Here is a 14,912-nt window from a genome sequence, read left to right on the forward strand (position 1 = left end):
TTATGAAATAAATCCATTGAAAAAGTGTGTTTTTGAAAATGGTAAAAGCAAGAATAAAATAAGACTGTTACATAAAAAATAATATTATGCATTGTATACTGATTTATTAATTGTTTTTTAGTTAATTATGTTAAAAAATAAATTATTAACGACTGTTGTGTGAACTTTATTGCTGTCTGTTAGGAAAATTATGGAACTGAACACTCGAAAGTCTTTTATATCCTGTGATGGAAAGACTGTTAGCTTAAAAATGCTCCTTCAGAACTTTGATCGGAATTTTAATCTTATCTTGGCTAAGAATTAAGAGGAACGAGTATGGAAAATGTAAAAATCTGGATCAGGAAAAATGGCTCTACCGTAATACTGACAATATTATTCATTATCGTATTGGTGAATAAAGATGCAAAGGCATGGCTGATGAGACAGGTTGCTTCCACGGGAATCCTCAATTCCAGTATATCAGAATCAAAAGAGCATCAAAATACTTCAGCACGGGTTTCTTATGCCGGGTTTCTGGTGAAAAATGAAGATGGAACGGTTATCAATACTGCTGCTTTACAAAACAAAGTCGTTTTCATTAACTTTTGGGCCTCGTGGTGTCCTCCCTGCAGGGCAGAATTTCCCTCTGTGCAAAAACTGTATGATCAATATAAGAACAATCCGGAGATGATATTTCTTACCGTGAATCTTGACGACAATGCTGCTTTTGGAAAATCCTATTTAAAAGAAAAAGGCTATACCATTCCTTTTCTTGTACCGGCTGGCAATATTCCTGGTGTACTTTACAGCGGATCATTACCCACAACAGTCGTGCTGGATAAAAAAGGCAGCATCCGTCTGCATCATAAAGGATTGGCAGATTACAGTAAAGATTCTTTTTACAAACAGATTGATGAACTGTTGAAACAAAAGCCATAATTTTTTCAGCTTATGACTTCTTTACCTTATTGACTTTTGCAGAAATAGAAGCCGAAATACTGAATGTCTTTATGAAAAAAGAATACTTTTATACCACAAGAAATAGAATATGCTGCATCAGCTAAGGACTCACATTGAAAAAATAATCCCTCTTCATGATGATGAATTTGAATTCATATCATCCTGTTTTACCTATAAAAAATATAAAAAACACCAGTTTTTAGTACAGGAAGGTGAACCGGTTCCTTATAATTATTTTGTATTGGAAGGTCTTCTGAAGCTGGTTTATACTGACGAAACCGGAAAAGAGCATATTATAGGATTTGCCATGGAAGATTGGTGGGAAACAGATTTTCCTGCTTACTATCAGCAAACTTTGGCAACGATGTCTTTGGAATGTCTTGAAGATACAGAAGTATTGTGCCTTCAGTTAGAGGATTACAAAAAGCTCTGTGCCCATCTGCCAAAATTGGAGCATTTCTTTCTGGAAAAAGCATATATGGGATTTATTACGGCTCAGCAACGAACCATTTCCATGATGACAACCGGAATAAAAGAGCGGTATGACCAGCTTTTGAAAAAATATCCTTCCCTTGTACAGCGCGTTCCGAAATCTCTTTTAGCTGCTTATTTAGGAGTTTCCAGGGAAACTTTGAGCCGTCTTCCACTATAAAACTGTGAGAGAACTCACTCCATAATCGTGATCCGGATCACAGGGTTTTGCTGTATTTGTTCTGCAATTTTGTACTGTAACAAATAACAAATTCAGGACAATGGAAAAAAGAACAGTTAATCCATGGGAATGGCAGGATGAAAGAAGTTATTCTCAGGCGGTAGAGGTAAAAAATGTTGAAAGTACCCTATACTGCTCAGGGCAGGCGGCTATTGATCCCGATGGAACATCCAGTGATAAGGATATGAAATCCCAGCTGGAACAGGCTATTGCCAATCTGGAAGAAGTGATCCGCACAGCGGGATATGAATGTGCAGGAATTGTAAGATTAAATGTCTATACAACTTCTGCAGAAGAGCTTTGGCCTTATTTTCCCATTCTTCAGGAGTGGATTGCCCGGCATAAGATCCAACAGGCTTTAACAATGCTTGAAGTAAATGGCTTATTCGAAACATTAAAGGTGGAACTTGAAGCAACAGTGGTGAAATAAGTGATAAATTTGAGTTAAAAGACAGGCCTTCAAAATATAATTTGGAGGTTTTTTCTTACATTTATTTATACCAATTAATATTGATCAAAATTTTATGAATATTCAACTTTTTTCAAAAAACGCTTTGGTGGGAGGGGCAACTCAGGGAATAGGAGCAGGAATTGCTCTGGAACTGGCAAAATGCGGCGCTAATGTTACCGTTATGGCCCGCAATGAAACAAAACTTAAAGATTTCGTTTCTTCCCTGCCAGTACTCAATCCGGAACAGAAACACGAATATCTGGTGGCTGACTTTTCGGACTTTGAAAGTTATAAGAAAATTATTACAGGATATTTTAATGATCATTCGATTGATATTCTGGTTAACAATACAAACGGTCCGGAACCAGGTTTGGCACTCGATAAAACCCCGGATGATTATCAGAAAGCTTTTGATCTTCTTTTCAAAACGGTTTGCGAAACAACATTATTGGTCTTACCTCATATGATCCAACAGAAAAACGGCCGTATTATCAATGTCTCTTCTTTGTCAGTTAAAGAACCGATCGGAAATCTTGCGCTCTCCAATTCTATCCGTTCTGCTGTCATTGCATGGGCAAAAACCCTGTCGAATGAAATTGCACAACATAATATCACCGTTAATAATGTTCTGACAGGATATTTTGATACCGAACGAATTCAAAAACTGGTTACTCATGAAGCCCAGCAAACGGGTGCTCCCGCGGAAGAAATAAAAAAAGCAAGAGAAAATAAGATTCCTATGAAAAGATTCGGGCAGCCGGAAGAATATGGTCATCTGGTAGCTTTTCTGGCTTCAGAATATTCAAATTATCTTACCGGAACAAGCATTCCTTTGGATGGAGGATTGAGTAATACGTATTAAAAATTTATATAAACCAAGATATTTTAAACCACAAAAGACACAAAAGTTTTTAAGTATTAAGCTTAATCATTAAAGTACACTTAAGTTTTTGAAAATCTTTTATTTTCTCTCTTATTTGAACTTTTTTATACATATCGTTTTAAACTAATAAATTGAAATAAAGCTTTTATGACTTTTGTGGTTAGAAAAAAAAAATAATTAAATAGATTTTCTTTCATGTAATAAACCCTTTCCCCCGGTTGTCATATACATATTGAAAAATAGTATATGAAAAACTGGTCTTTTAAAAAATGGAACACCATACTGGGTTGGTTCCTTTTCGCTGTTGCACTTGTCACTTATCTTTCAACAATGGAGCATTCCCTGAGCTTCTGGGATTGCGGAGAATATATTTCTTCTGCGGTAAAACTTGAAGTGACCCATGCTCCGGGAGCCGCCTTATTCCAGATTATGGGAGCGGTGGCAAGTATTTTTGCGTTGGGGAACGAAGAGCATTATTCCCTTGTGATCAATGCGATGTCAGCAGTATTCAGTGCATTTACCATTTTGTTTCTGTTCTGGACGATTACCCATTTTTTAAGACGGCTTTTGAATAAGGATTTTGATGATATTACCAAATCTCAGGAAATTTCAATCCTGTTTGCCGGAGTCATCGGGGCTTTATGTTTTACTTTTTCAGATACATTCTGGTTTTCAGCGGTAGAAGGAGAGGTGTATGCAATGGCTTCACTGTTTATTGCGCTGCTGGTGTGGCTGATTACCAAATGGGAGAATGAATCTAAAGCTGCTGACAGTGAGAGATGGATCATTCTTATTTTCTTTGCCATAGGACTTTCTGTAGGCGTGCATATGATGTGTATGCTGGCTATTCCGGCCATATGTCTGGTATATTATGCCCGTAACTATACTTTTACATGGAAGAGTTTCATAGCTGCCAATCTGATTACATTAGGAATTCTTGCTTTTGTATTCAAGATTATTTTCCCTTTGGTGATGACCATGTTTGGGAAACTTGAAATTTTCTTTGTGAACGGGCTGGGACTTCCTTTCCATTCAGGGACAATTGTGGCATTTGTTCTTATGATTGCAATCAGTTATTTCCTGATTAAATATGCGAGGAAAACAAAAAGAAAAGTCTATCAGACGATCGTTTTATCCCTTGTGTATATGATGATTGGTTTCTCTTGCTGGCTGGTAATTCCCATCAGGGCAAACGCCAATCCACCGATGAACCTTAATGATCCGGATACCGCGATAGGAATGAGAGATTACTATAACAGGGTACAATATGGTGACTGGCCAACGATTTATGGACAAAACTATACTGCATTTCTCGACAGAAACGGTTTGGAAAAAGATGAGGACGGAAGTTACAAAAGAGAAGTGACAGGAGATATTTACGAAAAAGATGAAAAAACCGGAACCTACAGAAAAACCGGGGAACGATTCAATTATGTGTTTAATAAATCGCACATCAGCTTCATGCCAAGGATGTTCAATGAAGATAAAGAGGTTACCGCAAATTATATCGCCTTGTACGGTGCTCCTGATTTTACCTTCAATTATGATAATGAAGAGGTAGCAGACAATCCGGAGGCTAAAAGGATTTTTGATGAACTGAGAGCGAAATATGAAGGAGATTCCATTACCGCAGAAGATTACCTGAAAGTAAAACCCTATGATCTTATTAAGGTACAACGGCCTTCCTTTGCTCAGAATATGGAGTATTTCATCTCTTTCCAGAACGGATACTACTTTGTCCGGTATCTGATGTGGAATTTCGTAGGAAGACAGAACGATCTTGAGGGACATATGGAAAATACCAATGGCAACTGGATCTCAGGATTTTCCTTTATTGATAATGCTTTGCTGGGTGATCAGGATCATATGCCTGCTAAATTTAAAAATGAAAGTACCGTCAAATTTTTCTTTCTGCCATTGATTTTAGGACTTATCGGTTTCTTTTTTCAGCTGAACAGGGATTTCGGGCGATTTTATGCTATCCTGTCGCTGTTTGTTCTTACAAGTATGGGAATTGTCTTCTATACCGGGGTAAAGCCATTTGAAGTAAGAGAAAGAGACTATGCGATGGTAGGTTCATTCTATGCCTTTGCCATCTGGATTGGTCTGGGAGCAGGAGCTGTACTTTGGCTGATTCAGTCTAAACTTAAATCTAATGCAGTCAACATTATCTTGGGAGTCGTGTTGTTGGGAATTCCTTTTATGATGGGGTTCCAGAATTATACTTCACACGACAGGAGTAAAAAGACCGCAGCCCGTGATTATGCCTATTCATTCTTACGTTCGCTGCCTAAAGATGATATTCTTTTCATTTATGGTGATAATGATACTTTTCCCGTATGGGCAATTCAGGAGACAGAAAGATTCAGGGATGATGTGAAAACAGTCAATTTTACCCTTTTAGCCACTCCATGGAATATAGATCAGGTAAAAAGAAGAACATATAATGCCAAAGGAATTCCGGGAGAACTCACTCATGAAGAATACAGAGACGGTGTCAATGATCAGGTTTATCTGATGAAAAAAGAAGATTGGGAAGGCTTTTTCCAGATGTTGAAAGAACAGGGAGCACCAGACACTGCTTTTCAGGAGTTCAGAAAATATCTTACCCAGGATTCTCTGACGGTGAAGGATGCTATCAGATTCTTAAAACTTAAATCATCCGAAAAAGATGAATTGCTGAAGATGTACTTCGGGGAAAAGCAATATGAAAAATATAATATACTCCCGGTAAATAAATTTATACTTCCGGTAAATAAGGAAAATGCTGTAAAATCGGGGATTATCAATCAGGCTGATCTTTCTAAGACAGTAGATCAGATTATGATCAATTATGAAGCGAATACCCTTTACAAAAGCAATCTGATGATGTTGGATATGCTGGCTAATTTCGACTGGAAACGTCCCATTAATTTCTCATCAGGTGGAATGTATGAAAGTGAGAATATTTTTTACCTTGACGAATATCTGCAGTTTGATGGTTTCAGCTACAGACTTGTTCCTATTCACACGCCTCAGAGTCCGGATGGAGATAAAGGAAGGGTAGATGCCAATTCGCTTTATCAGGTGGTGAAAAACTTCAGATGGGGAAATTTTAAAGACCTCAGTATTTATTATAATGAAACGGCTACTTCCAATATTTTAAGCTACAGAATGTCGGTAAGCAGGGCTGTATCTGCACTTGTGGTAAGCGGCCAGAAAGCTAAAGCAGTAGAGCTGCTGGATCTTGTAGCGAAAGAAATTCCAGTGGAGAAATATAATGATCCACGGTCATTAAGCTCAATGGTAACAGGATATATTGTTGCAGGACAGGAGCAGAAAGGTCTTCAGCTGGCAGAAACCCTTAAGAAAGGAATATTTGAAGAATATGATTACTATCAAAATCTTTCTCCGGCATTTAAAGCAGCTGCCAGAAAGCAGATGAGGTCCAAACCAATGGAATATGCATTAGTTGTTTCAGCTGTTACAGAAGCTTACAAAACATTGGGGCAGAATGAAAAAGCACATGCCTATCTTCTAAAGTCAATTGAGCCGATTGATAAAAAATTCAGTGTTTTTATAAACGGACTGCTTCAAATGGGGAAAGAGAAAGCGATAAAAGAATCGGAAAATGTACGACAGATTGCTCCTTTTTACCAATATTTATTCAATGTTATGGAGCCTTTTGATTCTGCATATTCCAGGAAAAAGGAAATTGAAATTACCAATGCCATGATGAAAGCAACACAATAAATTATAGATAGAAAAGCCTTTAAATTCAATATTTAAAGGCTTTTTAATATAACATAAATAATAAAGTTAGGCCTATTTCCAGAATTCATCTTCATAGCCGTCTTTTTCTTCTGTATGAATATCATTCAGTTCTTTTCCGATTTTTTCCAGAGCAGGAACTTCCAATGTTTCTTCAAGATGGGGAAACCATTCACGTTCTTCAAAACGGATATGCTGTTCCAGAAGATCGGCAAAATCTGAGAAAAGATCAATGTTTTCTGAGGATGAAATTTGAGAAACAATATTCTGAATATGTCTGTGCTCTTTCCGTATGCGGAGCATATATTCATCTTCAAGATAAAGAAACAGAATTTCTTCTTCTTCCCTGAAATGTTTTTTCAGATGATGATTCCAGAAATACAGAATATAATCTCTGATCCGGGAAACCTCAATTTCTTTTTTCAGTCCCTGTCTTATTTTCCAGCTGCACAGAAGCCCGAAATGATGATCTTTGGAAAGCGGGATAATATTTTCATTTCGTTTCATGATTTTTTTGATTTAAGGTAATCAAACCCCATAAGTTGAATGACCATGAGGTTTGAATAAAGAATGCTAACGTTTTTCTTTCAACGACCAACCCAATTTAAGTCCGATGATGAATAGTACCAGAAGCAGCTCACCTGCAGCCAGTAAAATATCTCCCGGCACACGCATCCATCTGAGGAAGTGCATGATATCCGTCTGCATAAATTCCGCAGAACGGGCATACCAGTACCCTTCTTTTATAGAGGCTACCGACTGCATAATGCCTATAGGAAGAAGACTGATGGTTACCATGACCAGCAATCCGATATTGGTAAGCCAGAAAGCCCAGCCTATTAATTTGTCATTCCATTGTCTCTCAGGATAAAGTCCCCGTAATACAAACAGCATTAATCCGATTCCTAAAATTCCATATACTCCGAACAGGGCAGCATGACCATGAACAGCAGTGGTATTCAGCCCCTGAATATAGTAAAGCGCAATGGGAGGATTAATGGCAAATCCGAAGATTCCTGCACCCAGAAAGTTCCAGAAACACATCGCAATGAAGCAGTAGATTGGCCATTTATAAGCCTGAATCCATTTGGTTGATTTACTCAGCTGGTAATTTTGGTAGGCCTCGTAACCAATCAGGACAAGCGGTACAATTTCCAATGCACTGAAGGTAGCACCTAATGCCAGCACAGCTGTAGGAGTAGCACTGAAATAAAGGTGGTGGAATGTTCCTAAGATCCCTCCGGCAAGAAAAATAATTGTAGAGAACAATACCGAATTCGTAGCAGATTTCAATCTCAATAATCCTAATCGGGTGAATAAAAATGCTGCGACTACCGTTGCGAATACTTCAAAAAAGCCTTCTACCCAAAGGTGAACCACCCACCATCTCCAATATTCAGCAATGGCCATATGGGTTTGTCTTCCATACATTAATCCTGCCCCATAAAATAGCGCAATAGCTACGGCTGAAAGAGTAAACAGGGTCAGTAAATGACGATCTCCATCCTTACGTCTTAAAGCAGGCAGCAGGGCTCTCACCATTAAAACCAGCCATAAAATAAGGCCAATCAGCAGTAAAATCTGCCAGATTCTTCCCAGTTCCACATATTCATAACCCTGATGTCCCCAAAGGAAATTATCAACAAGGCCAAGCTTTTGCATGACGCCAAGCCATTGCCCGGTAAGAGATCCCAGCACAACGATCAGTAAGGCTCCGAATAAGATATTCACTCCCAGTTTCTGGTACTTCGGTTCATGTCCCGACACAGCCGGGGCAATATAAAGTCCTGTTGCCAGCCATGAGGTAGCAATCCAGAATATGGCAAGCTGTACATGCCAGCTTCTGGAAACTGACTGAGGTAAAAACTGATCCAGAGGAATACCATAAAATCCACTTCCTTCCACACCATAGTGAGCGGTAACGACTCCGGCAAGCATTTGAACCAAAATCAGTAAAGCAACTACCCATATGTATTTTAAAGTAGCTTTCATAGAAGGAGTAGGCTTCATATTTCGCAACGGATCTTCAAGGGGAAGGATTTCACTTACTTCTTCCTCTTTATTTCGGGCATGGTAAAACACCAGAAGACCTACAGCCCCCAACAGAAGTAATATGCTGAAACCTGACCATAAATGCAGTGAAGGGGGAGGAACGTTTCCTACCGATTCATCATGCGGCCAGTTGTTGGTATACGTCACATCATCTCCCGGTCTTTCCGTAATACAAACCCATGTGCTCCAGGCAAAGAAAGCATTCATTTGAGCCATTCTTCCGGTATCTTTGATGGTATTCTCCGGGATTGCGTACTGATCCCGGAGTTTTGCCATAGAAGTATCATTCATAAATAATTTTGAATAATACTGAGCTAATTGTTTCTGTACTTCGGCCCGTTCGGGAGAGAAAACAATTTCATTATTGTTTTCATTAAAGGTGTTGGTACGAAGCTCTTTCTTCAGCAGTACCTTATATTTGGCCTGCTCATCATCCGGAAGGTCTTTATACACTTTACCATCTTTTTTGGCCAATTCATCAAGCAGCAGCACAGATTCCCTGTGAAGGTAATCCGCAGTCCAGTCCGGAGCAATATAAGCACCATGTCCCCAGATACTTCCTACCGTTTGCCCTCCAATAGACTGCCAGACATTCTGCCCGTCTTTTATATCCTGTTCGGTAGCGAGCACAGTTCCATCCGTGCTTACTACTTTATCAGGAATTGGGGGGATTTTTCTGTAAATTTCAGTTCCATAAAAGATAAGAACAGCAAACGAAGCAACCATTACTACAGCAAGCCATATCCAAAGTTTTTTAGGTGTCATTCTGTATTAGTTTTTAAGATTCAACGGCAAATTCTTTCTCCAGTCGGATAGCTTTTGGGAAAAGGATATTATTTTCAAGATGAATGTGTTTATGCAAGTCATTTTCAAAATCCTGAAGCATGGCAAATGCTACTTTGTATGTGTTGCAGGCATCTGCGGGAGGAAGATATTCATCCGTAATTTCGGCAATCTTTCTGAAACGTTCACCTTCCACAGTGTGCTCGTGCTGCATCATATTAACAGGGTTTTCTACTGTTCCGAAAGCAGGTTGGGGGAGCGCTGTGCCTGATATTTTAGCCTTCATCATATTTCGTACAAAAGGAAACAGGATCAGTTCTTCTTTTTTCATGTGAGCGGCCAGATCGTGAGCCGATTCATTGAATAATGTATTAATTTCAAACAGCTCCGGATGTCTGTCTCCATGTACTTTACATAATTTATCAAGGAAAGCTTGCAGCACAGGCGTTTTTTCTTCTACATAACGATGATGGGTTTTCTCAATATAATCTGCCAGCAAATCCAAAGGCCAGCTATTGAAATCTATTGTAGATCCTTCATTTTTTGGAAGCGCTTCCAGTTCCTCATAAATTTTTTCCGGAGCCAATTTTTTATTACTGCAGGCTTCTTCTATGGTTCTTCCTCCTTTACAGCAGAAATCGATTCCATGTCTTTTAAAAATTGCTGCCGCTCTGAAATCTTCAGCAACCATATTTCCTATAAAGTCTGTTCTTGTATTCATAATATAATACTTTTTTATCTTTTATTATTTTAAATTTTTTAAAATCTATTTCTTAAGTGACAGAATGTATTTTACCATCAGCTTGGCGTTATCTTTGCTCAATCCTGCATGAGGAGTCATAGGAATTTCTCCCCAATTACCTTTACCGCCGTCAATAATTTTTTGTGCAAGCATATCAAGATCTGCTTCTTTATACTTTGCTGCAACTTCCTGATATGCGGGACCTACAAGTTTTGAAGCGATTTTATGACATGATAAACAGTCTGTTCCTTCTACAAGGGATTTTCCTTCAGCAATTTCTGCATCAGCTCCTGAAAGTGGTGTGGATGCCGGAGTTGCAGCCTGGGGTTTTGGTTCTTCCAGCATTGTATTGGTTTCCTGCTGCTGAGGAATGGGATCTGTACCTTTTTTATCTGAACATGATGTTACAGCAAGTGAAAACAGTGAAACTGCTACAAGTAATTTTTTCATAATCTTATCCATTTAAAGTTGTATTTGTTTTTTTATTTCGCTCACAATAGCTTCGTAATCACTATCGAGACCTTCTTTTTGAAAAGCAAGAGTTCCCTTTTTTGAATACACTGTAATGATGTTGGAGTGGGAGAATTCTATAGGAGATATCTGCTTGTATTTTACAGCCATTATATTGGCCAGTTCTCTGGTATCTTCTTCATTACCCCGGATGAAAGTCCATTCTTTTTCATCGAATCGGTTTACATACAGGTATCTCTTCATTACTTTTGGAGTATCATTTTCCGGATCAATGGAAATTAATACATACTGAATATCCTCTGGATTTGTTTTTCCTACTTTCTGGGCGATCGTTCTCATTTCCGCGGTCAGTTTTGGGCAGGCCGTTTTACAGGAAGTGAAAATCATTGCAGTCACCAGTACTTTTCCTTTCAGATCCGAGAATGTAATATTCTCACCATTCTGTTTCTCCCAGTTTGTCTGTACATTGTAGATAGAATCAGGGGTTATCCCTTCATTTTTCTTGCTGCAGGATATCATCATCAAAGCCAGCAGCATGAGGGTTATATTTTTCATAAGGGTCAATTTTTGTTTTAGCACATCTGAATCCTAGATTATTAAGGCAGTAATCTGCTTTTATACTTCCCCTTAATGCATACCGGATAAAGGCTGCATAATTTCTTAGATCAGAAGAAGTTACTGCTGCTCCGGCACAGAAGAGGTTGTCATTCACCGTATTATCTTTTCTGGATTCTCCACTCATCATTACCGAATTGAAATCATAAGTCCATTCCCAAACCATTCCATACATATTATAAATTCCGTAATAATTAGGAGGTTCTTGTTTTATAGGTTGTTGGTTTTTATCCTTTTTTTGATAAGCTTTCAGAATATAATCTGTAAAAGCGGGATCCCTGGAGGCATCCGGAGTATATTGATCTGCCAGTGCCGCATATTCCCATTCGTCGATTGCCGGAAGTCTTTTTCCTGTACTTTTAGCATAGGCTTCAGCGGCAAACCATGAAATATTGGTGACAGGTGCTTCCGGGCTTATTCCTGCCGGGATTTCATAGTCACTTTTCCAATGTTTCAGGTAATTACTGTCTGCATAGAGTCTTAGTACTTTGCTTCGTGCCCATTGAGGATTTGCTTTAAGAAATCCAAGATATTCCCGGTTCGTAACAGGGCTGTCATCCAGGTAAAAAGTCTGTACTCTTACAATCCTTCCTGAATCTTTGCCTATGAATGCCTTATATGTTCCTCCCTGTATTCTGATCATTTTCTTCTGACTTACAATCAGGTTTAAATGTTTTTGGGCTGGAATTTTTACTTTCGCTCTTTTCGTCTTTTCGGAACAACATGTCATTACTGAACAGACTGCCAGACCTACTATAATTACAAAAGTTCTCATTGTTTCTCTTTTAAAATCCCAATGAACCTTAATTCATTACTGGTTCTTTTTATACACTGCCGGATTGTCTGGTCCGGTTACTTTAATCTTACCTAGAGCACCTTTGTTGAATGCCCTGAAAATTGCATGATCTACAATCACATATTCTCCGGGAACTGTCGCTTTAAACTCTACAATAGACGCCCCGCCGGGAGGAATTACAGTGGTCTGTACATTATCATTTATTTTGCTGCCTCCTTCGATGTATACTTTGTCAAAGATTTCCCCGATAATATGGAAAGAAGAGGTAAGATTCGGGCCGCCGTTCCCTACAAAAAACCTTACTGTTTCCCCTGTTTTTACCTGAAGTTCTTTATCGCCTAAAAGAGAGGCTGTATTTCCATTGAAGACTACATATTCAGGATGCTCAGCAATCGCTTTATCCATGTCAAACTCCTGCAAACCTTTATCTCCGAATTTTCCTTTCGTGTAAAAATCTCCCTGCATGATATAGAATTCCTTGTCTACTTTTGGAAGTCCGCCTTCAGGCTCTATAAGAATAAGACCGTACATTCCGTTGGCAATATGCATTCCTACAGGTGCTGTTGCACAATGGTAGACATATAATCCGGGGTTGAGTGCTTTGAAAGTAAAGACAGCTTCTTTACCGGGAGCCACAAAAGTAGCTTCAGCACCACCGCCAGGTCCGTTTACAGCATGAAGGTCAATATTATGGGGGAAGGTATTATTTTCATGGTTTTTAAGATGAAGTTTAATATCATCTCCAACTCTTGCCCGGATAAAGCTTCCGGGAACTGTTCCGTTGAAAGTCCAGAAATTATACTGTGTCCCATCTGCAAGTTCTCCCGTTTTCTCTATCGTTTCCAGTTTTACAATGATTTTTTTAGCAGCACGGGTTCCAACAGGGGCGGGAACATGAGGTGGAGCTGGCATCTTTAATTCTTCACTTGTTCCATCCGTTTTTATATTCTCCGTATTGGTACCATTGACTGTATCGGATGAAGTGCTTTGTTTACAGGCATTGAATATCATTACTGTGCATAATGCTGTGGTGAGTACGATCGTTTTTTTCATAATAAGGGAATTAATAGTTTAAATTTTTCTGTTGGAGTAAATATTGTGCAGAGTTGCTTCAGTATTCATTTTTTTGTTTTATAAATTGTAAGCTGATGGCTATACACAGAAATATTGCTTTGGCAGATTCAGCATAGATGAAATAATTATGCATTTCTGACGATAAAACCGGTTTTCCAGCTGATAACAACTGGGCCCGGTTATCAAGGGCAGGGAGCATCCAGAATTTTTCTAACAGCAGGATGGCTAATAAAACGGCTATTATTATAAAGTCTGTTTTCGTGTATTTTTTTCTGCTTACGAACATTCCTGCTACAATAAGAATAAGGAAAACACATTGTATTTTAGTGGATATTCCGAACATCATCATTCCCAGCTCAAGGGCTACAGGAAGTGTCATTCCCGGAACCTGAAACTTCATGGGGGTTTCCAGAAAACTGACCGTGATAAAAACACCTGCCATCAGGCAAAGCATCATTAGCACCAATGGGTTTTTAGCATTCAGTTTCATTTTTATTATTATTTGAGATATTAATACCTTTTTATCTTTTATTAAATTGTTTTCTGAGAAAATTTTGTTAAATAATCGATAAATATTTAGTCTTTTAATTTTAAAAATAGGAACCAGATACTTATATCATGAGCAGGGATATCTTTATCCTGAACTGCTGATGAACTGTAATTTTTACCGGTTTTTGAAGGTGCTTTCTTCTCCTTTTCTTATACAAATATAAAATCTATTTTAAGGATAAAAGAGTGAATTGTTTTTTATTTGTTCTGACTTTTATCACCTTATTTTCACTTTCAAAATTTATTCTTTTGTTGCGATAATCACCACAGCACACATGTTTTGTTCATGTTTTTTGAATATCTTTTTCATTTTGAGCACTCTCTTTCTGATGGAAGGATTGAGTAATATATTTTTAGCAATTTTAATGGCTCCGGAAACCCCTTCGTCATCAATAATTCTTTGAGGTTCCAGAAGATGCATGGGTGCAGTTTCTACTTTCAGTACTTTAAATCCTTCTTTTTCCAATAATGCGGTCCACTCAGAAACGGTCAGCGGACGTGCATTCACCTTGATAGCCAAAGCCAGTTCCTTCTGAATATGCAGTTTTACATTACTGTCGAGATTCTCCGGTCTTAAAGCCAGTTCATGAATTGCATAATATCCTTTAGGTTTCAGGATTCTGTAGGCTTCCTGAATAATTTCTGCTTTCCGGTGATCTGCATGCATGCTCAGCATCGCTTCTCCATAGACTTTACTGGCCGATTGTTCAGGTAAAGAACTCTCTGCTGCATTTCCCAGTTTAAATTGGGCTGATATCCCTCCAAATTCCCTGTTAAGATACTCTACGGCACTTTGTTCCGCATCAATTCCTATATAAGAACCAGGTTTTTTTTCCAATGTCATGTGCGCGGTGAATCCAAGACCGGGAGCAAATTCCACCATATCATCAGCAGAGGTGATGTCCAGCATTGATAACATTTTTTTGGTCAGCGCAAGACCTCCGGGACGCAACACTTTTTTACCGATTTTAGCCAGTAACCAGTGTCCGGACATTTTCTCAATATTTTCTGTATACATTAGATTGTTATTTAATAAGTTAATTAAATTATAAGACCCCATTTTTTTGAATTTATTTAATATATAAAGACTTTTTT

At 38.4% G+C, this 14,912-nt stretch carries 13 protein-coding genes and 1 pseudogene; 5 read left to right on the forward strand and 9 right to left on the reverse strand.

The window, feature by feature from the left end:
• Window positions 1-315: 315 nt before the first annotated feature.
• The 5 genes from CHRYMOREF3P_RS23295 to CHRYMOREF3P_RS23315 all read left to right on the forward strand — a co-directional run bounded on the left by CHRYMOREF3P_RS23295 (window position 316) and on the right by CHRYMOREF3P_RS23315 (window position 6,717).
• On the forward strand, window positions 316-918 hold the full coding sequence (locus CHRYMOREF3P_RS23295; protein ID WP_077414764.1) for a TlpA family protein disulfide reductase: 603 nt from the start codon (window positions 316-318) through the stop codon (window positions 916-918).
• 109 nt (window positions 919-1,027) lie between these two features.
• Window positions 1,028-1,591: a Crp/Fnr family transcriptional regulator gene (locus tag CHRYMOREF3P_RS23300; RefSeq protein WP_077414762.1), complete on the forward strand. Its 564-nt coding sequence runs from the start codon at window positions 1,028-1,030 to the stop codon at window positions 1,589-1,591.
• Between the two features lie 100 nt (window positions 1,592-1,691).
• Window positions 1,692-2,081: a RidA family protein gene (locus tag CHRYMOREF3P_RS23305; protein ID WP_180565629.1), complete on the forward strand. Its 390-nt coding sequence runs from the start codon at window positions 1,692-1,694 to the stop codon at window positions 2,079-2,081.
• A 94-nt stretch (window positions 2,082-2,175) separates the two neighbouring features.
• A complete protein-coding gene (locus CHRYMOREF3P_RS23310) occupies window positions 2,176-2,964 on the forward strand; it encodes an SDR family oxidoreductase (RefSeq protein WP_077414758.1) in 789 nt (262 codons plus the stop codon).
• 267 nt (window positions 2,965-3,231) lie between these two features.
• Window positions 3,232-6,717: a DUF2723 domain-containing protein gene (locus CHRYMOREF3P_RS23315; RefSeq protein ID WP_180565630.1), complete on the forward strand. Its 3,486-nt coding sequence runs from the start codon at window positions 3,232-3,234 to the stop codon at window positions 6,715-6,717.
• A 72-nt stretch (window positions 6,718-6,789) separates the two neighbouring features.
• Here the strand turns inward: CHRYMOREF3P_RS23315 and CHRYMOREF3P_RS23320 are convergent, their stop codons facing one another.
• From CHRYMOREF3P_RS23320 to CHRYMOREF3P_RS23360, 9 genes and pseudogenes are all read right to left on the reverse strand, one after another.
• On the reverse strand, window positions 6,790-7,242 hold the full coding sequence (locus CHRYMOREF3P_RS23320; protein ID WP_180565631.1) for a hemerythrin domain-containing protein: 453 nt from the start codon (window positions 7,240-7,242) through the stop codon (window positions 6,790-6,792).
• 66 nt (window positions 7,243-7,308) lie between these two features.
• A complete protein-coding gene (locus CHRYMOREF3P_RS23325) occupies window positions 7,309-9,552 on the reverse strand; it encodes a nitric-oxide reductase large subunit (RefSeq protein WP_180565632.1) in 2,244 nt (747 codons plus the stop codon).
• 13 nt (window positions 9,553-9,565) lie between these two features.
• Window positions 9,566-10,291 (reverse strand): iron-sulfur cluster repair di-iron protein, encoded by a 726-nt coding sequence (ric, locus tag CHRYMOREF3P_RS23330; protein ID WP_180565633.1) that lies wholly within the window; start codon window positions 10,289-10,291, stop codon window positions 9,566-9,568.
• A 45-nt stretch (window positions 10,292-10,336) separates the two neighbouring features.
• On the reverse strand, window positions 10,337-10,762 hold the full coding sequence (locus CHRYMOREF3P_RS23335) for a c-type cytochrome (RefSeq protein ID WP_180565634.1): 426 nt from the start codon (window positions 10,760-10,762) through the stop codon (window positions 10,337-10,339).
• Window positions 10,763-10,774: 12 nt separating this feature from the next.
• Window positions 10,775-11,338, reverse strand: coding sequence for an SCO family protein (locus CHRYMOREF3P_RS23340; RefSeq protein WP_077414748.1), 564 nt, complete (start codon window positions 11,336-11,338; stop codon window positions 10,775-10,777).
• Complete coding sequence (locus tag CHRYMOREF3P_RS23345; protein WP_232539089.1) at window positions 11,277-12,173, reverse strand: formylglycine-generating enzyme family protein; 897 nt, start codon at window positions 12,171-12,173, stop codon at window positions 11,277-11,279. The genes CHRYMOREF3P_RS23340 and CHRYMOREF3P_RS23345 overlap by 62 nt, the downstream gene beginning before the upstream one ends.
• Before the next feature lie 39 nt (window positions 12,174-12,212).
• Window positions 12,213-13,247, reverse strand: a pseudogene (gene nirK, locus CHRYMOREF3P_RS23350) (copper-containing nitrite reductase); the annotation flags it as partial.
• 58 nt (window positions 13,248-13,305) lie between these two features.
• Window positions 13,306-13,758 carry a hypothetical protein gene (locus CHRYMOREF3P_RS23355; protein ID WP_180565636.1) on the reverse strand — a complete coding sequence of 151 codons (453 nt, stop codon included), beginning with the start codon at window positions 13,756-13,758 and terminating at the stop codon, window positions 13,306-13,308.
• Window positions 13,759-14,058: 300 nt separating this feature from the next.
• The gene (locus CHRYMOREF3P_RS23360; protein WP_180565637.1) at window positions 14,059-14,835 is read right to left on the reverse strand and encodes a class I SAM-dependent methyltransferase; all 777 of its coding nucleotides are present in this window, start codon (window positions 14,833-14,835) and stop codon (window positions 14,059-14,061) included.
• Between the last annotated feature and the right edge of the window lie 77 nt (window positions 14,836-14,912).

This window comes from Chryseobacterium sp. JV274 (assembly GCF_903969135.1).
GTDB lineage: Bacteria > Bacteroidota > Bacteroidia > Flavobacteriales > Weeksellaceae > Chryseobacterium.